At 67.9% G+C, this 18,422-nt stretch carries 21 protein-coding genes, 1 tRNA gene and 1 riboswitch; of the genes, 9 read left to right on the top strand and 13 right to left on the bottom strand.

The window, feature by feature from the left end; translation table 11 throughout:
- Positions 1-89: 89 nt before the first annotated feature.
- A complete protein-coding gene (locus tag OG456_RS22580) occupies positions 90-2,345 on the top strand; it encodes a transglycosylase domain-containing protein (RefSeq protein ID WP_266563778.1) in 2,256 nt (751 codons plus the stop codon).
- A 12-nt stretch (positions 2,346-2,357) separates the two neighbouring features.
- Here the strand turns inward: OG456_RS22580 and OG456_RS22575 are convergent, their stop codons facing one another.
- From OG456_RS22575 to OG456_RS22565, 3 genes are all read right to left on the bottom strand, one after another.
- Positions 2,358-2,678, bottom strand: a complete 321-nt coding sequence (locus OG456_RS22575) for a multidrug efflux SMR transporter (RefSeq protein ID WP_227294972.1) — start codon at positions 2,676-2,678, stop codon at positions 2,358-2,360.
- Positions 2,679-2,709: 31 nt separating this feature from the next.
- Positions 2,710-2,782: riboswitch (guanidine-III (ykkC-III) riboswitch) on the bottom strand.
- 60 nt (positions 2,783-2,842) lie between these two features.
- Positions 2,843-3,199: a co-chaperone GroES gene (locus OG456_RS22570; protein WP_116512770.1), complete on the bottom strand. Its 357-nt coding sequence runs from the start codon at positions 3,197-3,199 to the stop codon at positions 2,843-2,845.
- A 45-nt stretch (positions 3,200-3,244) separates the two neighbouring features.
- Complete coding sequence (locus OG456_RS22565; RefSeq protein WP_266563773.1) at positions 3,245-3,583, bottom strand: DUF3618 domain-containing protein; 339 nt, start codon at positions 3,581-3,583, stop codon at positions 3,245-3,247.
- Positions 3,584-3,712: 129 nt separating this feature from the next.
- Here OG456_RS22565 and bcp point away from each other — a divergent pair, with 129 nt between their 5' ends.
- The 5 genes from bcp to OG456_RS22540 all read left to right on the top strand — a co-directional run bounded on the left by bcp (position 3,713) and on the right by OG456_RS22540 (position 7,505).
- Positions 3,713-4,180 (top strand): thioredoxin-dependent thiol peroxidase, encoded by a 468-nt coding sequence (bcp, locus tag OG456_RS22560; RefSeq protein ID WP_266563771.1) that lies wholly within the window; start codon positions 3,713-3,715, stop codon positions 4,178-4,180.
- Between the two features lie 140 nt (positions 4,181-4,320).
- The gene (gene proP / locus OG456_RS22555; RefSeq protein WP_266563769.1) at positions 4,321-5,832 is read left to right on the top strand and encodes a glycine betaine/L-proline transporter ProP; all 1,512 of its coding nucleotides are present in this window, start codon (positions 4,321-4,323) and stop codon (positions 5,830-5,832) included.
- 236 nt (positions 5,833-6,068) lie between these two features.
- The gene (locus tag OG456_RS22550; protein ID WP_266563767.1) at positions 6,069-6,560 is read left to right on the top strand and encodes an HNH endonuclease signature motif containing protein; all 492 of its coding nucleotides are present in this window, start codon (positions 6,069-6,071) and stop codon (positions 6,558-6,560) included.
- A 249-nt stretch (positions 6,561-6,809) separates the two neighbouring features.
- On the top strand, positions 6,810-7,385 hold the full coding sequence (locus OG456_RS22545; protein ID WP_266563765.1) for an HNH endonuclease: 576 nt from the start codon (positions 6,810-6,812) through the stop codon (positions 7,383-7,385).
- Positions 7,386-7,421: 36 nt separating this feature from the next.
- Positions 7,422-7,505 (top strand) — tRNA-Leu (locus OG456_RS22540).
- 49 nt (positions 7,506-7,554) lie between these two features.
- Here the strand turns inward: OG456_RS22540 and rdgB are convergent.
- The 4 genes from rdgB to OG456_RS22520 form a co-directional block, all read right to left on the bottom strand.
- On the bottom strand, positions 7,555-8,160 hold the full coding sequence (gene rdgB, locus OG456_RS22535) for an RdgB/HAM1 family non-canonical purine NTP pyrophosphatase (protein WP_266563763.1): 606 nt from the start codon (positions 8,158-8,160) through the stop codon (positions 7,555-7,557).
- 46 nt (positions 8,161-8,206) lie between these two features.
- Positions 8,207-8,605 carry a hypothetical protein gene (locus OG456_RS22530; RefSeq protein WP_266563761.1) on the bottom strand — a complete coding sequence of 133 codons (399 nt, stop codon included), beginning with the start codon at positions 8,603-8,605 and terminating at the stop codon, positions 8,207-8,209.
- A 108-nt stretch (positions 8,606-8,713) separates the two neighbouring features.
- Complete coding sequence (rph, locus tag OG456_RS22525; RefSeq protein ID WP_266563759.1) at positions 8,714-9,451, bottom strand: ribonuclease PH; 738 nt, start codon at positions 9,449-9,451, stop codon at positions 8,714-8,716.
- A gap of 91 nt (positions 9,452-9,542) precedes the next feature.
- Complete coding sequence (locus OG456_RS22520; RefSeq protein ID WP_264484677.1) at positions 9,543-9,863, bottom strand: PTS glucose/sucrose transporter subunit IIB; 321 nt, start codon at positions 9,861-9,863, stop codon at positions 9,543-9,545.
- Between the two features lie 141 nt (positions 9,864-10,004).
- Between OG456_RS22520 and OG456_RS22515 the strand changes: the two genes are divergently transcribed.
- Both OG456_RS22515 and OG456_RS22510 read left to right on the top strand, forming a co-directional pair.
- Positions 10,005-11,294, top strand: coding sequence for a PTS transporter subunit EIIC (locus tag OG456_RS22515; RefSeq protein WP_266563756.1), 1,290 nt, complete (start codon positions 10,005-10,007; stop codon positions 11,292-11,294).
- A 252-nt stretch (positions 11,295-11,546) separates the two neighbouring features.
- On the top strand, positions 11,547-12,812 hold the full coding sequence (locus tag OG456_RS22510; protein WP_266563754.1) for a PTS transporter subunit EIIC: 1,266 nt from the start codon (positions 11,547-11,549) through the stop codon (positions 12,810-12,812).
- A gap of 71 nt (positions 12,813-12,883) precedes the next feature.
- Here OG456_RS22510 and OG456_RS22505 read toward each other — a convergent pair whose 3' ends face one another.
- Complete coding sequence (locus tag OG456_RS22505; RefSeq protein ID WP_266563752.1) at positions 12,884-13,636, bottom strand: MBL fold metallo-hydrolase; 753 nt, start codon at positions 13,634-13,636, stop codon at positions 12,884-12,886.
- Positions 13,637-13,844: 208 nt separating this feature from the next.
- Here OG456_RS22505 and OG456_RS22500 point away from each other — a divergent pair, with 208 nt between their 5' ends.
- Positions 13,845-14,348, top strand: a complete 504-nt coding sequence (locus OG456_RS22500) for a type II toxin-antitoxin system PemK/MazF family toxin (RefSeq protein WP_266563750.1) — start codon at positions 13,845-13,847, stop codon at positions 14,346-14,348.
- Positions 14,349-14,520: 172 nt separating this feature from the next.
- Here the strand turns inward: OG456_RS22500 and OG456_RS22495 are convergent, their stop codons facing one another.
- The 5 genes from OG456_RS22495 to OG456_RS22480 form a co-directional block, all read right to left on the bottom strand.
- Positions 14,521-15,471: a PLP-dependent cysteine synthase family protein gene (locus OG456_RS22495; RefSeq protein WP_266563748.1), complete on the bottom strand. Its 951-nt coding sequence runs from the start codon at positions 15,469-15,471 to the stop codon at positions 14,521-14,523.
- 5 nt (positions 15,472-15,476) lie between these two features.
- Positions 15,477-15,755: a MoaD/ThiS family protein gene (locus OG456_RS22490; protein WP_266563746.1), complete on the bottom strand. Its 279-nt coding sequence runs from the start codon at positions 15,753-15,755 to the stop codon at positions 15,477-15,479.
- Between the two features lie 136 nt (positions 15,756-15,891).
- A complete protein-coding gene (locus tag OG456_RS50530; RefSeq protein WP_323136349.1) occupies positions 15,892-15,996 on the bottom strand; it encodes a putative leader peptide in 105 nt (34 codons plus the stop codon).
- A gap of 105 nt (positions 15,997-16,101) precedes the next feature.
- Complete coding sequence (locus tag OG456_RS22485; RefSeq protein WP_227294987.1) at positions 16,102-16,518, bottom strand: Mov34/MPN/PAD-1 family protein; 417 nt, start codon at positions 16,516-16,518, stop codon at positions 16,102-16,104.
- A 151-nt stretch (positions 16,519-16,669) separates the two neighbouring features.
- Positions 16,670-18,142 (bottom strand): amino acid permease, encoded by a 1,473-nt coding sequence (locus OG456_RS22480; protein ID WP_266563742.1) that lies wholly within the window; start codon positions 18,140-18,142, stop codon positions 16,670-16,672.
- Positions 18,143-18,422 lie beyond the last annotated feature (280 nt).

Genomic DNA, 18,422 nt, shown 5'->3' with positions numbered 1-18,422 from the left:
CACCCATCGATGCCAGAGTGTCCGGCAGGAAGTAAAGAGCCGTACGAGGCGTACGTGACGTACGGAGGGAAACAGGAGTTCCACAGGGCATGAGCGACGAGCCGCAGCAGCCGAAGGCCGCAGAGTCCGGGAAAGCCGGGAAGGCCGGGAAGCCGGCACAACGCAAACGCCCCCGGCGCACGGGCTGGCGCCGCCTCATCCCCACCTGGCGCACGGTCCTCGGCACGATCCTCTGCTTCCTGCTCCTGTGCATCGGCCTGTTCGCCCTCGGCTACTACCTCGTCAAGATCCCGCCCGCCAACGCCACCGCCACCGCGCAGAGCAACGTCTACCTGTACGCCGACGGCAGCCAGCTCGCCCGCGACGGCGAGATCAACCGCGAGAACGTCTCCCTCTCCCAGATCCCCAGGAACGTCCAGCACACCGTCCTGGCCGCGGAGGACCGCGAGTTCTACAGCGAATCCGCCATCGACCCCAAGGCGATGGTCCGCGCAGCCTGGAACACCGTCACCGGCAAGGGCAAGCAGTCCGGCTCGACGATCACCCAGCAGTACGTGAAGAACTACTACCTGGGCCAGGAACAGACCATCACCCGCAAGGTGAAGGAGTTCTTCATCTCGATCAAGCTGGACCGCGAGGAGAGCAAGGACCACATCCTCGAGGGCTACCTCAACACCAGCTACTTCGGCCGCAACGCCTACGGCATCCAGGCCGCCGCCCAGGCCTACTACGGCGTCGACGTCGAGGACCTCACCACCGCGCAGGGCGCCTACCTCGCGGCCCTCCTCAACGCCCCCAGCTCGTACGACGTCATCGCCCACCCCGAGAACAAGGCGCAGGCCGTCGCCCGCTGGAACTACGTCCTCGACGGCATGGTCAAGGAGAAGTGGCTCAGCGAAGCCGACCGCAAGAAGATGACGTTCCCCATGCCCGACGACGCCAACGGCCCCGCCGGGATGTCCGGCCAGCGCGGCTACCTCGTCCAGGCCGTCAAGGACTACCTCACCGACAACGACGTCATCGACGAGGACACCCTGGCCGTCGGCGGCTACCGCATCACCACCACGCTCCAGAAGAAGAAACAGGACGCCTTCGTCAAAGCCGTCGACGACCAACTGATGTCCAAAGTCGACAAGGAGAACCGCGCGGCCGATCGCAACGTCCGCGCCGGCGGCGCCGCCATCGACCCCGCGACCGGCAAGGTCCTCGCGATGTACGGCGGCATCGACTACACGAAGCAGTACGTCAACAACGCCACGCGCCGCGACTATCAAGTCGGCTCCACGTTCAAGCCGTTCGTCTTCACCTCGGCCGTGGAGAACGCCTCCACCACCCAGGACGGCCGCACCATCACCCCGAACACCGTCTACGACGGCACCAACGCCCGCCCCGTACAAGGCTGGAGCGGCGGCTACTACGCCCCGGAGAACGAGGACAAGACCGACTACGGCCCCATCACCGTCCGCACCGCGACCGACAAGTCCGTCAACGCGGTCTACGCGCAGATGGCCGTCGACGTCGGCTCCGACAAGGTCAAGCAGACCGCCATCGCCCTCGGCCTCCCCAAGAACACCCCCGACCTGACCGAGTCCCCCTCGATCGCGCTCGGCCCGGCCACGGCCAGCGTCCTCGACATGACCGAGGCGTACGCCACCCTCGCCAACCACGGCAGGCGCGCCACGTACACCCTCGTCGCCGAGGTCACCAAGGACGGCGCGAACATCGATCTGCCCGAGCAGACCACCAAGCGCGCCGTCACCCGCGAGTCCGCCGACACGACCACGTCCATCCTGCAGAGCGTCGTCGAGGGCGGCACCGGCACCGCCGCCCTCGCCGCCGACCGGCCCGCCGCCGGCAAGACCGGCACCGCCGAGGAGGACACGGCAGCCTGGTTCGCGGGCTACACCCCCGACCTCGCCACCGTCGTCGCCGTCATGGGCCAGAACCCCGACACCGGCGCCCACACCCCGCTGTACGGGGCGCTGGGCCTGTCGCGCATCAACGGCGGCGGCTTCCCGGCCCAGATCTGGGCCCAGTTCACCAAGGCCGCGCTCACGGGCAGCCCCGCCAAGGACTTCGACCTGGACCTGGAGTCCGGCGCCGACCAGCCCGAGATCCCCACGGCCGCACCCGACGAACCGTCCACCGAACCGCCCACCGGCGAGCCCTCCAGCGAGCCCCCGTCCGAACCGGCGTCGTCCGGCCCCCCGACCGGACCGTCCACACCGGCGGAGCCCACCCCCGCGACTCCGTCGGAGGAACCGAACCCACCGTCAGGACCGGTGAACGAACTGTTCGGCGACTCGGACTCCACCAGCGACTCAGAATCCGACCCCGGGCAGTGACCGGGCCGGCGTCTAGTGGCCCGACGTCGCCTTCAGCCCCACGATCGCCACGATCAGCAGCACGATGAAGAAGATCCGCGCCGCCGTCGCCGGCTCCCCGAGCGCCAGCATGCCGACGACGGCCGCACCGGCCGCACCGATGCCCACCCATACGCCGTAGGCCGTACCGATCGGCAGGGTCTTGGCGGCATAGGAGAGCATCACCATGCTGGCGACGATGCCCGCGCCGGTGAAAACGCTAGGCCACAGCCGGGTGAACCCGTCCGTGAACTTCATGCCGATCGACCAGCCGACCTCGAGAAATCCGGCGATCACGATAAGAACCCAGGCCATGACAGGCACCTCCGTCAGTTGGATCAACAGGGGTGCGTCGTCTTTGCGATACCCGGTACGGCGCGTCTCGTCGGGGTCCCCCAAAGGTAGCAAAGAAGGCACAAAAGGGCTGGTGACAACGGTCACCAACCCTTGAGCGACGCAATGAGTACGAGCCGTGCGACCTACAGGTACAGGCCCGTCGAATCCTGGGAACCCTCGAACCGGTCCGCGGCCACCGCGTGCAGATCGCGCTCACGCATCAGCACGTACGCGACACCCCGCACCTCCACCTCGGCCAGGTCCTCCGGGTCGTACAGCACCCGGTCGCCCGGCTCCACCGTCCGCACGTTCTGCCCGACGGCCACCACCACGGCCCAGGCCAGGCGCCGCCCGACCGCCGCGGTCGCCGGAATCAGGATGCCGCCGCCACTGCGCCGCTCGCCCTCGGCGGAGTCCTGCCGCACGAGCACACGGTCGTGCAGCATGCGGATGGGCAACTTGTCGTGCTGGGTGCTGTGCTTCTCGCTGTTGGCGCTCACGCCCCGAAACCTACCTGCCGCGGCCACGCCCGTACGCAGGAAGGGTCAGCGCTTGCGGCGCCGCACCGTCACCGCGAGCAGTCCCGCGAGCCCGACCACGGCGACAGCCACCGGAACGATGCGCTCCACACGCGGCGCGCCCTCCTCGGAGACGAACTGCACCTTCACGTCCGACACCAGCCGGTTCGCGGCCACATAGGCCCGCCCGACGGTGTGGTCGACACTCGCGACGAACTTGGCCTTCGCGTCACCGACGATCGTCTTCGGGTGCACTCGCACCCCGATCTCGTCGAGCGTCTCGGCCAGCGCCTCGCGACGGCGCTTTATGTCCGCCTCGATCTGCGCCGGGGTCCGCGCATCCGACGTTCTCGACGTGTCCGACACCGCGCTGCCTCCGTGGTCGCTGTTATGGCACTGGTCGTGGACAGTCTGTCAGCTCGGCGGCCGTCGCACCCCACGGCACCCCCATTACGCTCGGGTCCCGTACCCGTATCCCGTACGAGGAGTCCCACCATGAGCGAGCGACTGACGACCGGCGACACCGCCCCCGCCTTCACGCTGCCCGACGCGGACGGCAACGAGGTCTCCCTCGCCGACCACAAGGGCCGCAAGACGATCGTCTACTTCTACCCGGCCGCCCTCACCCCCGGCTGCACCAAGCAGGCCTGCGACTTCACGGACAACCTCGACGTCCTCGCGGGCGCCGGCTACGACGTGATCGGCATTTCCCCCGACAAGCCGGAGAAGCTCGCGAAGTTCCGCGAGAAGGAGAACCTCAAGGTCACCCTCCTCGGCGACCCCTCGAAGGAGACCCTCGAGGCCTACGGCGCGTACGGCGAGAAGAAGCTCTACGGCAAAACGGTGACGGGCGTGATCCGCTCCACGATCGTCGTCGACGAGGACGGCAAGGTCGAGCGCGCCCTCTACAACGTGAAGGCCACCGGCCACGTAGCGAAGATCATCAAGGATCTCGGAATCTGACCCCGGCCGCGGATCACCGCAGGCCTTCCCGGGTACGCGCAGATGTGACGGAAGTCCCCTCGAAGGGGACTTCCGTTTGCGATCGCCACCTTCGAGCAAGTGATTCCGTGGAACAACGCGTCCACAGAAGGGATCACTCCATGTCGGGCGTCCTCGACCCAGAGCAGACCGGGTCCGCCGCCGACCCCGCGGCGGTCAAACGCCACAGGACCCTCTTCCGCGCCGTCAAACGCAGGAAGAATCCACCTCTGCGGCGTACGGACATCACCGTCACCGACGAGGCGGCCGTGAAGCGGGCGGTCAAGGCAGCCTCGCTCGGCAATGCCATGGAATGGTTCGACTTCGGCATCTACAGCTACCTCGCCGTCACCATCGGCCACGTCTTCTTCCCCTCCGGGAACGCGACGGTCCAGCTGATCTCCTCCTTCGCGACCTTCGCCGTCTCGTTCCTGGTGCGACCCATCGGCGGCATGGTGTTCGGCCCCATGGGCGACAAGATCGGCCGCAAGAAGGTCCTCGCGATGACGATGATCCTGATGGCGATCGGCACGTTCGCCATCGGACTCATCCCGTCCTACGCCGTCATCGGCTTCTGGGCACCCGTCCTGCTGATCTTCTTCCGCCTCGTCCAGGGCTTCTCCACGGGCGGCGAGTACGGCGGCGCCTCCACCTTCATCGCCGAGTACGCACCCGACAAGCGCCGCGGCTACTTCGGCAGCTTCCTGGAGTTCGGCACCCTCGCCGGCTACGTCGGCGCGGCGGGCCTGGTCACCGTCCTGACCACCCTCCTCGGCAGCGGAGGCATGGAGTCCTGGGGCTGGCGCGTCCCGTTCCTGGTCGCGGGCCCGATCGGCCTCGTCGGCCTCTACCTGCGGCTGCGCCTCGACGAGACGCCCGCCTTCCAGAAACTCGAGGACGAGACCTCGCACCGGGCGTCCGACGCCGCCTCGAACGTCGAGACCACCGCCAAGGGCGACCTGGCCAAGATCTTCCGCGGCTACTGGCCGACACTCATCCTGTGCATCTGCCTGGTCGGCGCCTACAACATCACCGACTACATGCTCCTGTCGTACATGCCGACGTACCTGTCCGACGAGATGGGCTACAAGGAGTCCCACGGGCTGCTCATCCTCATCGCCACGATGGTCGTCCTCATGCTGGTCATCACCCAGGTCGGCAGGCTCTCCGACCGCTTCGGCCGCAAGCCGCTCCTCATGGCGGGGATGCTGGGCTTCCTCTTCCTCTCCATCCCCTCGTTCCTGCTGGTCAAGAACGGCGCCCTGTGGGCGGTCTCGCTCGGCATGCTGCTCCTGGGCCTGTCCCTGGTCTGCATGCTCGGCACCATGTCGGCGGCCCTCCCGGCCCTCTTCCCCACCCAGGTCCGCTACGGCTCGCTCTCCGTCGGCTACAACCTCTCCGCGTCGATCTTCGGCGGCACGACGCCCCTGGTCGTCACCGCCCTGATCAGCATCACGGGCACGGACATGATGCCCGCGTACTACGCCATGGCGGCGGCCCTGGTCGGCGTCATCGCGGTGGCCTGCATGAAGGAAACGGCCCAACAGCCCCTGGCGGGCTCCCCGCCGTCGGTGGAGACACAGGAGGAGGCGGCCGAACTGGTGGAGTCCCAGGCCCGGTCCCCGAAGTTCTGACCTTCCCTCGCCCTTCCTACCGACCCGGATCGGACCGCTCCGCATTTCGTGCGTGACGGTCCGATTTTCGGTTCGTTAGCCCGTACGAGGCGACGAACGGACAGCCGTACTGGAGGGGCACACATGGGCGAGAAGCGATACACGCGGGAGCTGCTGGAGGAAGCGGCTCGGGAGACGCGGACATGGGGTGCGGGGGTGAGCCGACCCGATACAGCAAGCGATACATCCGGCTGAAGATGATCGAGGCGGGCATCGACATCTCACACTTCCCTCAGCGGTGGGAACGGCACACTGAGGAGTTGCTGCGCGAGGTGGTGGCCGTCTCGTACAGCATCAAGGACGTCGTGCGGCGACTGGGAATCAGCAACGTCGGCGGAAATCAGGCACACATCAGTCGCCGGATCGCGAAATTCGGGATCGACACCTCACACTTCCTGCCCACTCCGCGACGGGCGGGAGCGCCGAAGGCTGCTCTAGTGCTTCGTAACCCCGACGACGGTCGCGTCCCCGGCGAACGGCTGCGCCGTGCCCTCCTACGTGACGGGCTCGCCGAAGACTGTGCAATCTGCGGAACCGGTACGGAGTGGAACGGTCGCCCCCTCTGCCTTGAGGTCGACCACATCAACGGTCAATGGTGGGACAACCGGCCGCAGAACCTTCGGCTCCTGTGCCCCAACTGTCATGCCGTGACCGATACTTACCGGGGCCGTAAGCGGAGGGAGGCGTGACGAACAAGTACCCCCGCAGCGTGCTGGCAGAGGCGGCCAAAGAATCGGCCAGCCTGGTCGACCTGATGCGCCGGGTGGGCGCCCCCATAGGCAGCAAGCCCTACAACTACCTGCGCCATCGACTCGCTCACTACGACATCGACACGTCCCACTTCCAGGACGAGCCGCTCCCGGAGCGCCCTAAGCGCTCGTACTCGAAGGCGATCCTGGGACAGGCGGCCCACCAGCATCCGCGAGATGTTCCCCCACATGGGAATCCCACCCGAGGACGGCCCGTACCAGCACGTCAAACGGAGGATCAGGCACTACAACATCGATACCAGCCACTTCATGCCGCCCCGGAGCCCACGCGACGGCAGCCTGTTTCCGGAACAGGAGTTCACACAAGCAGTCGCCGCCTCGCATGGCTTAGCCGACCTTATGCGCCGCCTAGGGCTCCCCGAGTTCAACGGGGCGGCGCGCAGCAAGGCCAAACGCAGCATCGACGCCTACGGTCTGTCGACCGAGCACGTCACCGGTCAAGGGCACGGCTCCGGGCAGCGCTCTCCCGCCCGCAGGAACGCCGAGGACATTCTGGTCCGGCTTCCTTCCGGCGCTCCACGTAGTCGCACAATGCTCCTGCGTCGGGCGCTGGACGACATCGACAGGGCACGTCTGTGCGCCGAGTGTGGTCTGGGCGAAACATGGCAAGGCAAGCGACTGGTCCTGGAGATCGACCACATCAACGGCGACAGGCTCGACAACCGGCCGGAGAACCTTCGCTACTTGTGTCCCAACTGTCACGCGACCACCAGCAGCTGGTGTCGGGGCGGCGAATCCGCCTAGGTTCTCGAGATGCCACCGCGTAACATGGGCGCCCATGCGGCCTTGGCGGAACTGGCAGACGCCTCGCGTTTAGGGCGCGATGGGAGAAATCCCGTGAGGGTTCGAATCCCTCAGGCCGCACCGGCAATGAAGGGCGCGACGTTCCCGACGCCGCGCCCTTCTTCGCATCTCAGCCCAACAACTCCCGCACCACCGGCACCAGCGCCCGAAATGCCTTGCCCCGGTGGGAGATCGCGTTCTTCTCGTCCGGGGTGAGTTCCGCGCACGTCCGCATCTCCCCGTCCGGCTGCAGGATCGGGTCGTAGCCGAAGCCGTTCGAGCCCGACGGGGTGTGCCGCAGCACCCCGCGCAGCTGGCCCTCGACCACGCGCTCCGTGCCGTCCGGCAGGGCCAGTGCCGCGGCGCAGGCGAAGTGGGCGCCGCGGTGGGTGTCGGAGTCGATGTCGCCGAGCTGGGCGAGGAGGAGGTCGAGGTTGGCCTTGTCGTCGCCGTGGCGGCCGGCCCAGCGGGCGGAGAAGATGCCGGGCGCTCCGCCGAGTACATCGACGCACAGGCCCGAGTCGTCGGCGACGGCGGGCAGGCCGGTGGCCTTGGCGAGGGCGTGGGCTTTGAGGAGGGCGTTCTCGGCGAAGGTGACGCCGGTTTCCCTGACGTCGGGGATGTCGGGGTAGGCGTCCGCGCCGACGAGGTCGTGGGGCAGGCCTGCGTCGGCGAGGATCGCCCTGAGCTCGGTGATCTTGCCGGCGTTGCGGGTGGCGAGGATGAGGCGGGTCATGGTGACCAGTATCGCGCCCGTGTTCGCGGCGGTGCTCGTGCCGGTGTCAGGGCGTGCAGACCTTGGTCAGTTCGCCGGCGGCATCGGTGACGGGGGTGATGTCGGGGGTTCCGTCGCCGTTCTTGATGGCCGTACGGACGTTGCCCACGGCGGTGTTGAGGTCGTCGACGGCCTTGGAGACGTCGGCGTTGTCGGTCTTGTCGCCGATCTTGTCGAGGTTCTTGTCGATGGAGTCGAGCGCCTTGTCGGCCTGCGCGGGGTCGTTCGTCGCGTTCTCGACAGCCTGTTGGAGGTCGCTGACGCTGTCGGCGATGGAGTCGGCGGTCTGGACGCAGTCGAGCGCCTTGTCGAGCGCGCCGCAGCCGGCGGCGGCCGGTACGGCGATGAGTGCCGCGGTGGCGGCTATGACGGCGATGCGGCGACGGTGGCGTGGGCGCGCGGCCATGGAGCGGTCCTCCCCTGTTGCGGATACGGGCGTACGGCGAGGTGCCGTACGCCCGTCCGTAGTGACGCGGTTGGCGTCTTTCGGGTTGCACCCTACTTGGCGTGCTCTTTACCTTTGGAGGGTGGCCTCGAGTGCCGCGCGCTGGGCGGTGGCGAGGTCGGCGCAGCCGGAAACGGCAAGGTCGAGAAGGGAGTTGAGTTCGTCGCGGGCGAACGGCTCGGCCTCGGCGGTGCCCTGGACCTCGACGAAGCGGCCGTCGCCGGTGCAGACGACGTTCATGTCGGTGTCGGCGCGTACGTCTTCCTCGTAGCAGAGGTCGAGGAGGGGGATGCCGCCGACGATGCCGACGGAGACGGCGGAGACGGTGCCGGTGAGGGGCTGGCGGCCGGCCTTGATGAGTTTCTTGCCCTGGGCCCAGGTGATGGCGTCGGCGAGGGCGACGTAGGCGCCGGTGATGGCGGCGGTGCGGGTGCCGCCGTCGGCCTGGAGGACGTCGCAGTCGAGGACGATGGTGTTCTCGCCGAGGGCCTTGTAGTCGATGACGGCGCGCAGTGAGCGGCCGATGAGGCGGCTGATTTCGTGGGTGCGGCCGCCGATCTTGCCGCGGACGGATTCGCGGTCGCCGCGGGTGTGGGTGGCGCGGGGGAGCATCGAGTACTCGGCGGTGACCCAGCCTTCGCCGCTGCCCTTGCGCCAGCGGGGGACGCCTTCGGTGACGGAGGCGGTGCAGAAGACCTTGGTGTCGCCGAAGGAGACGAGGACGGAGCCTTCTGCGTGCTTGCTCCACCCTCGTTCGATGGTGATGGGGCGGAGTTGTTCGGGGGTGCGGCCGTCGATGCGAGACATGGGGGGAGCCTAGCGAAAACGTCGAAGGCCCCGTTCCGGGTGTCCGGTGAGGGGCCTTCTTCGTGTGGTGTCTAGGCGGGTTGCCGGGTGCTCACATCATGTCTTCGATGTCGGCGGCGATGGGGTCGGCGTCGGTGCCGATGACGACCTGGATGGCGGTGCCCATCTTGACGACGCCGTGGGCGCCGGCGGCCTTCAGGGCGGCTTCGTCGACCTTGCTGGGGTCGATGACCTCGGTGCGCAGGCGGGTGATGCAGCCCTCGACCTCTTCGATGTTGTCGAGCCCGCCGAGCCCGGCGACGATCTTCTCAGCCTTGGTGGCCATGTGGTTCTCCCTGACTTCTCTCTTGGCCCGCCATGGGCCCGCTTTGTCACGGTAACCCACGGTTGGCCCATCTTCACGAGCGGTCATGCAACCCGTGACGAATGATGACGATCACGGCGTCATGCCCTCACAGGCCGGCGCCGACCGACCCGTCCCCCAACTGGTCTACACCAGTTTCCCACGACCGCCAAACGTACTGCCCCAGCGCCTTGTTCCGGGAGGACGCCCATGAGCGCCGACAGCGCGGCCGTCTACAAACCCAGCCCTTGGAACAACCTCTTCCAGGGGCTGCAGAAGATGGGTCGCAGTCTCCAACTCCCCATCGCCGTACTGCCGGCGGCAGGCATCCTCAACCGGCTCGGCCAGCCGGACGTCTTCGGTGACCAGGGCCTGGGGTGGACGGATGTCTCCAAGGTGATGGTCGGCGCCGGTGGCGCCCTGCTCGACGGCGCGCTCGGTCTTCCGCTGCTGTTCTGCATCGGTGTGGCGATCGGCATGGCCAAGAAGGCGGACGGTTCGACGGCGCTCGCGGCGGTCGTCGGTTTCCTCGTCTACTACAACGTCCTGCGCCAGTTCCCCGAGGCCTGCCCGGCGGGCTCCCAGGCGGTCGCGACGGGGTGCCAGGTGACGGTGGACCATTCGGTGGCGGCGTACACCTACCAGAATCCGGGTGTCTTCGGCGGCATCGTCATGGGCCTGCTCGCCTCCTTCTTCTGGCAGCGTTTCCACCGCACGAAGCTGGTCGACTGGCTGGGCTTCTTCAACGGCCGCCGTCTCGTCCCGATCATCATGGCGTTCGTCGCCATCGTCGTCGCCGCGATCTGTCTGTGGATCTGGCCGCCGATCGGTGACGCCCTGGAGAGCTTCAGCGACTGGCTCGTGGGTCTGGACTGGCTCGGCTCCGGCATCTTCGGTGTCGCCAACCGCGCGCTGCTGGTGATCGGCCTGCATCAGTTCCTGAACGTGCCCATCTGGTTCCAGTTCGGTACGTACACGAAGCCGGACGGCACCGAGGTGCACGGTGACATCAACATGTTCCTGGCGGGCGACCCGAACGCGGGCCAGTTCACCTCGGGCTTCTTCCCGATCATGATGTTCGCGCTGCCGGCCGCGTGTCTGGCGATGACGCACTGCGCACGCCCGGAGCGGCGCAAGGTGGTCGGCGGCCTGATGCTGTCGGTCGCCCTGACTTCGTTCGTCACCGGCATCACCGAGCCGATCGAGTACTCGTTCCTCTTCGTGGCACCGGTGCTCTACGCGATCCACGCGGTTCTCACCGGTGTCTCGATGGCGGTGACGTGGGCGCTCGGCGTGCACGACGGTTTCAGTTTCTCGGCGGGTCTGATCGACTACGTCATCAACTGGAGCTTGGCGACCAAGCCTTGGCTGATCATCCCGATCGGGCTGGCCTTCGCGGCGGTCTACTACGCGATCTTCAGATTCGCGATCACCAAGTTCGACCTGAAGACGCCGGGCCGCGAGCCGGAGGACCAGGTCGAGGACGTCACGAAGGCCTGACTCCCGCTCCCCCGAGCCCCGAGCTCCCGAAGCCCCCGGACCTCCTGGTCCGGGGGTTTTGTTTCGCGCTGTCGCATATGACCGAGCGCACAAGGATCCCGGGAAGGAGCGGGTTCCTTATACGACCTTCACCGTGCTACAACAGGTCTACACCACTGAGTGGTGTAGACCACGCGGCCGCAGAGCCGGGTTTCCGAGACGCCGCCGTCCCCACCTTTCCCCCGGGCGGCGCCTTGCCTACTGGAGGAAGTTGTGACCACGGCCAGTGCCGCCCCCGCGGCCGCCAAGAAGAAGGGCGCGGGCGCGATGGCTGTCATGCAGCGCATCGGCCGCAGCCTCATGCTGCCGGTCGCGGTGCTGCCCGCCGCCGCGCTCCTGGTCCGGTTCGGGCAGCCCGACATGCTCGGCAGGGACTCGTTCCCCACCTTCATCACCAAGCTGGCGTCGTACATGTCGGCGGGCGGCGGTGCGCTGCTCGACAACATGCCGCTGCTGTTCTGCGTCGGTATCGCCATCGGCTTCGCCAAGAAGTCCGACGGCTCCACCGCGCTCGCGGCGGTCACCGGCTACCTGGTCTTCCAGAAGGTGCTCGCCACCTTCACGGACAGCAACCTGCCGAAGGTCGCCGCCGTCGCCGACGGCAAGATCGTCATGAACGCGGCGCCGGTCAACGCCGGTGTGCTCGGCGGTGTCGTCATGGGCGTCGTCGTGGCACTGCTCTACCAGAAGTTCTACCGGACGAAGCTGCCCGACTGGGCGGGCTTCTTCGGCGGCCGCCGCCTCGTCCCGATCCTCTCCGCCTTCGCGGGCCTGGTCATCGGCATCGTCTTCGGTCTCATCTGGCCCGTGCTCGGTACCGGCCTGCACAACTTCGGTGAGTGGCTGGTCGGCTCGGGCGCGGTCGGCGCCGGCATCTTCGGTGTCGCCAACCGTGCGCTGATCCCGATCGGCATGCACCACCTGCTCAACTCGTTCCCGTGGTTCCAGGCCGGTTCGTACGAGGGCAAGAGCGGCGACATCGCCCGCTTCCTCCAGGGCGACCCGAGCGCCGGCCAGTTCATGACCGGCTTCTTCCCGATCATGATGTTCGCCCTCCCGGCGGCCTGCCTCGCGATCGTCCACTGCGCCCGTCCCGAGCGCCGCAAGGTCGTCGGCGGCATGATGTTCTCGCTCGCGGCCACCGCGTTCGTCACCGGCGTGACCGAGCCGATCGAGTTCACGTTCATGTTCATCGCGCCGGCCCTGTACGCGATCCACGCGGTGCTCACCGGTGTCTCGATGGCGCTGACCTGGGCGCTCGGTATGAAGGACGGCTTCGGCTTCTCCGCCGGCGCGGTCGACTACTTCCTCAACCTCGGTATCGCGACCAACCCGTTGGGGCTCGCGCTGGTCGGCCTCTGCTTCGCGGTGGTCTACTACGTGATCTTCCGGTTCGCGATCACCAAGTTCAACATTCCTACGCCGGGCCGTGAGTCCGACGAGGAACTGGCCGAGCTCCTCAAGGCCGAGAGCAAGTAGGCCCCGGCCCCCGCACGACGGCGAAGGCCCCCGGAACCGATGCGGTTCCGGGGGCCTTCGTCATGCCGGGCTCAGATCTCGTACACGCGCCCGGGCGCGGCCAGTTCGGCCGGTCCGGCGTACACGGCGCGGGCGTCCGCGAGGTTGACCTCGGGGTCCGTCCACGGCGGGATGTGGGTGAGGACGAGGCGGCGGGCGCCGGCCCTGGCCGCGGACGCGCCCGCCTCGCGGCCGTTGAGGTGGAGGTCGGGGATGTTCTCCTTGCCGTGCGTGAACGCCGCCTCGCACAGGAACAGGTCACTGTCCGCGGCGAGTTCGTCGAGCACGGCGCACGCGCCCGTGTCCCCGGAGTACGTGAGTGACCTGCCATCGTGCTCGACGCGGATGCCGTACGCCTCCACGGGGTGGCACACCTTCTCCGTGCGCACGGTGAACGGGCCGATCTCGTGCCAGCCCGGCTTCACGGTGTGGAAGTCGAAGACCTCACTCATCGAGGAGGCGGAGGGCGTGTCCGCGTACGCCGTGGTGAGGCGCTGTTCCGTGCCCTCGGGGCCGTAGACCGGGATCGGGGCGCAGCGGCCGCCGTCGTGGCGGTAGTAGCGCGCCACGAAGTAGCCGCACATGTCGATGCAGTGGTCGGCGTGCAGATGGCTGAGGAAGATCGCGTCGAGGTCGTAGAGACCACAGTGGCGCTGCAACTCGCCCAGGGCGCCGTTGCCCATGTCGAGTAGCAGCCGGAAGCCGTCGGCCTCGACGAGGTAGCTCGAGCAGGCCGAATCCGCGGACGGGAACGACCCCGAGCAGCCGACGACGGTGAGCTTCATAAGAGCCGGAACCTCCGCGCTGGCAGTCAGAGAGCGGGTGGGGAGCAGAAGGAAGAGGGGTCGAGCGGTCCGTCGAGCGTAAGGCGCAAAAGGGCCGGTCGCTCCTCCGTCGTGGGCCGTTGTGGGAGAACTCACCTGTGCTGTCACCGGTTCGGGGGGCGTGCGTCAGGTGCGGCGTCGCGCGGGTGCCACCGGTACCGTCTTCCGTATGGACACGTCATGGTGGCTCGCGCTCGCCGCGGTGCTGCTGCTCGCGCTCGTCGCGACGCTCGTCGACGGGTGGGGGCGCGGGCACCGTCGGCCCGGCGGCCGGACCCGCCCGCCACGGGGGCCCCGCGGACCGGGTGCGCGGCCGCAGCCGGGCGAGATCTGGTGGGCGCTGGTGCCGTACGAGGACGCGCCGGCGTCAAAAGGGGCCGCGCGTAGCGCGTCAGGCAGGGCGGTGGTGGGCGAGAGGCAGGCCAAGGACCGGCCGTGCCTCGTGCTGACGGTGCGCCGGCGGCAGGCGCGCGTTGCGAAGATCACCAGCAAGTACCACGACGAGCGGGCCGGGGTGATCGCGCTGCCGCCGGGCTCCGTGGGCGACGCGCAGGGCAGGCCGAGCTTCCTGGAGACGGATGAACTCCGCGAGGTTCCCGTGGGTGACTTCCGGCGCAGGGCCGGGGTGCTGGACCCGGTGGTCTGGGACCAGGTCCGGCATCTTGCGGGGTGACGTGAGAGCCGGCTGACGTGCCCGCGGGCTTACGTGACAGCGGCTTGCGCAGAAGCGGGCCTGAGCGAAAACGGGCTTACGTAGAAGCGGGCTTACGTGAGAGTGGGCTTACGTGCGAGCGGGGGCCGGGCCGTACTGCTGCCGGCCCGGCCCCCGCTTCGACGATTCGTGCTCACGCCCAGAGCTGGCCGTGCAGCGTCTCGATCGCTTCTTCCGTCGTGGCCGCCGTGTAGACGCCGGTCGACAGGTACTTCCAGCCGCCGTCGGCGACCACGAAGACGATGTCGGCGGGCTCTCCGGCCGCGACCGCCTTGCGGCCGACGCCGATCGCCGCGTGCAGGGCCGCTCCCGTGGAGACGCCCGCGAAGATGCCCTCCTGCTGGAGGAGTTCACGGGTGCGGGTCACCGCGTCGGCGGAGCCGACCGAGAAGCGGGTGGTCAGGACGGAGGCGTCGTACAGCTCGGGGACGAAGCCCTCGTCGAGGTTGCGCAGGCCGTAGACCAGGTCGTCGTAGCGCGGCTCCGCGGCGACGATCTTGACGTCCGGCTTCTGCTCGCGCAGGTAGCGGCCGACGCCCATGAGAGTGCCCGTCGTGCCGAGGCCCGCCACGAAGTGCGTGACGGAGGGCAGGTCGGCGAGGATCTCGGGGCCGGTCGTCGCGTAGTGGGCGCCGGCGTTGTCCGGGTTGCCGTACTGGTAGAGCATCACCCAGTCCGGGTGCTGCGCGCTCAGTTCCTTGGCGATGCGGACGGCGGTGTTGGAGCCGCCCGCCGCGGGCGACGGGATGATCTCGGCGCCCCACATGGCGAGCAGGTCCCTGCGCTCCTGCGACGTGTTCTCCGGCATGACGCACACCATGCGGTAGCCCTTGAGGCGGGCCGCCATGGCCAGCGAGATGCCGGTGTTGCCCGAGGTCGGCTCCAGAATGGTGCAGCCGGGGGTGAGCCGGCCGTCCTTCTCGGCCTGCTCGATCATGTGGAGCGCGGGGCGGTCCTTGATGGAGCCGGTCGGGTTGCGGTCCTCGAGCTTCGCCCAGATCCGTACGTCCTCGGACGGCGAGAGCCGCGGCAGCCGCACCAGGGGCGTGTTGCCGACCGCGGCGAGCGGGGAGTCGTACCGCATCCCGATCAGGCCATGCCGCCGGCCACGGCCGGCAGGATCGTGACGTTGTCGCCGTCGGTGAGCTTGGTGGTGATGCCGTCGAGGAAGCGGACGTCCTCGTCGTTCAGGTAGACGTTCACGAAGCGGCGCAGCTGCTCTCCGTCCACGATGCGGGCCTGGATGCCCGTGTGACGGGTCTCGAGGTCGGCGAAGAGCTCGGCGAGCGTGTCTCCACTGCCCTCGACGGACTTCTGGCCGTCGGTGTAGGTGCGGAGGATGGTCGGGATGCGGACCTCGATGGCCATGGCTGGACTCCAGTAGCAGGGGAGGGTACGGAAGGGCTTTGGCGTGCGCTGAAGCAGCGGTGCCCACGACACGTCGGACCGGCGGACTGGGTCCGCCGCAGCGGCCCGAAGCCTGCGAAGCAGTGCGGGGGACGCGTCAGGAATCGGGACAGATGGCGCTGGCGAGGCGGCACAGGTCGACGTGGAGGCGCGCCACGAGCAGCATGCCCGGCGTCTTGTCGCTCACGTCGTGAAGAACCATGGGGTCATCGTATCGATTCCCGTCCGGGATCCCGGAGTGTGATCTCACCATGTGGTCGATATCCGTCCGCTGAGTGGGACACGTATCCGGGAACGCGGGCCATGGCTACGGGGTGACCTCGACCTCTTCCTCGGTCACGACGCCCTCGACGATCCGGAAGGAGCGGAACTGGAAGGGTCCCGCGTCGTCGGTGTCCGCGGTGGAGACGAGGACGTAGTGGGCGCCCGGCTCGTTCGCGTAGGTGATGTCGGTGCGGGAGGGGTGGGCCTCGGTCGCGGTGTGCGAGTGGTAGATGATCACGGGCTCCTCGTCCCGGTCGTCCATCTCGCGGTACAGCTTCAGCAGGTCACCCGAGTCGAACTCGTAGAACGTGGGCGAGCGGGCGGCGTTGAGCATCGGGATGAAGCGCTCGGGCCTGCCGGTGCCCACCGGTCCCGCGACGACGCCGCACGCCTCGTCGGGGTGGTCGGCGCGCGCGTGGGCCACGATCTGGTCGTAGAGGGCCTGGGTCAGGGTCAGCATGGGGCTCAGGATAAGCAGACGGGCCCTCCCGTACCGGAGTGCGGTACGGGAGGGCCCGGATGCTGAGACGTGGGGTGTTGCCCCGGAACTGCTGAGATTGCTTGGACTGCTGGGACTGCTCGGACTGCGTCGACTACTTGGACTGCGTCGACTACTTGGACTGCGTCGACTGCTCGGGCTGCTTGCGCTTCGCGAACGCCGCGCTCTGCGGGTTGCGGCTGCGCAGGACGACGTACGAGATGCCGAGGATGACGGCCCACAGCGGCGCGCAGTAGAGCGAGACGCGGGCGTCCTTGTCGATGCCCATCAGCACGATCACCATGCCGATGAAGGCGAGCGCGAAGATGCTGGGGATGATGCCGCCGGGGGCCTTGAAGGAGGACTGGGGCAGTTCGCCACGGTCGGCCTTGATGCGGTAGCGGATCTGGCAGATCAGGATGACGATCCAGGCCCACATGCCGGAGATGGTGGCGAAGGAGACGACGTAGTTGAACGCCTCGCCGGGCCACTGGTAGTTGATCCAGACGCCGACCAGCATCATCGCGGCGGAGACCGTCGTGCCGATGAGGGGCGTGCCGGACTTGGTGAGCTTGGTGAAGAACTTCGGGCCCTGGCCGTTGAGCGCGAGGTCGCGCAGCATGCGGCCGGTGGAGTACATGCCGGAGTTGCAGGACGACAGGGCCGCGGTCAGGACGACGAAGTTGACGATGGCGGCGCCGACGCCGAGGCCCATCTTCTCGAAGGCGGCGACGAACGGGGAGACGCCCGGCTGGAAGTTCGTCCACGGCACGACCGAGAGGATCATGATCAGCGCGCCGACGTAGAAGACAGCGATGCGCCACGGCACGGTGTTGATGGCCTTGGGCAGGACGGTCTTCGGGTCCTTGGACTCGCCCGCGGTGACGCCGACGAGCTCGACGGCGAGGAAGGCGAACATGACCATCTGGAGGGTCATGAGGGTGGAGCCGATGCCGTTCGGGAAGAAGCCGCCGTCGGACCACAGGTGCGTGACGGAGGCGGTGTCGCCCGCGTCGGAGAAGCCGACCGTGAGGATGCCGGCGCAGATGAGGATCATGCCGACGATCGCGGTGACCTTCACCATCGAGAACCAGAACTCCAGCTCACCGAAGAGCTTCACGGAGATCAGGTTCACGACGTAGAGGATGAGGGTGAAGACGAGCGCCGTGAGCCACTGCGGAACGCTGTCGTGGGTCCAGTACTTCATGTACTGGGCGGCCGCGGTGACCTCGGTGATGCCGGTGACGACCCAGAAGAGCCAGTACGTCCAGCCGGTCACGAAGCCCGCGAAGGGGCCGATGAACTCACGCGCGTACTCCGAGAAGGAGCCCGAGACGGGGCGGTACATGAGGAGCTCGCCGAGCGCCCGCATGATGAAGAAGATGACGAGGCCCGCGATGGCGTACGCGAGGATCAGGCTGGGGCCCGCCTTCGAGATGCCCTTGCCCGCGCCGAGGAAGAGGCCGGTCCCGATGGCGCCGCCGATGGCGATCATCTGGATCTGCCGGGCACCGAGTCCGCGCTGGTAACCCTCGCCCTCACCGGACTCGCCGGGGGCCACGGCCTCATTGCCGTCGTGTTGCTTGCCGACCTGCACTGAGGTCATGGTGTTGCGCCTTTCTCCATGCCGATCCGTGCCGCTGCGGCTCGGATCGACTGTGACGATCCTCGGGGTCTGGGCCCCTGGATGGATGGAGCTGTGCCTACCGGCGGTCTGCCGGTCGGGGCGCACCCGACGGGACAGGGGTGGCGTCCGTCGGGCGGTCGTGAAGATTTATCACGACGGCAACACTGATCGAGAAAGGCACGTGTGGCACACACCACTGGAAAAACCGGACAAAAAACCCCTCGTGCGGCATACAAGACCGCTCAAGTGACAGGATCGT

It is taken from the genome of Streptomyces sp. NBC_01446, assembly GCF_026340095.1.
Lineage (GTDB): Bacteria > Actinomycetota > Actinomycetes > Streptomycetales > Streptomycetaceae > Streptomyces > Streptomyces aureus.
Note: the sequence above shows the minus strand (reverse complement) of the source record. Positions and strands in the feature narration are given on the sequence as shown.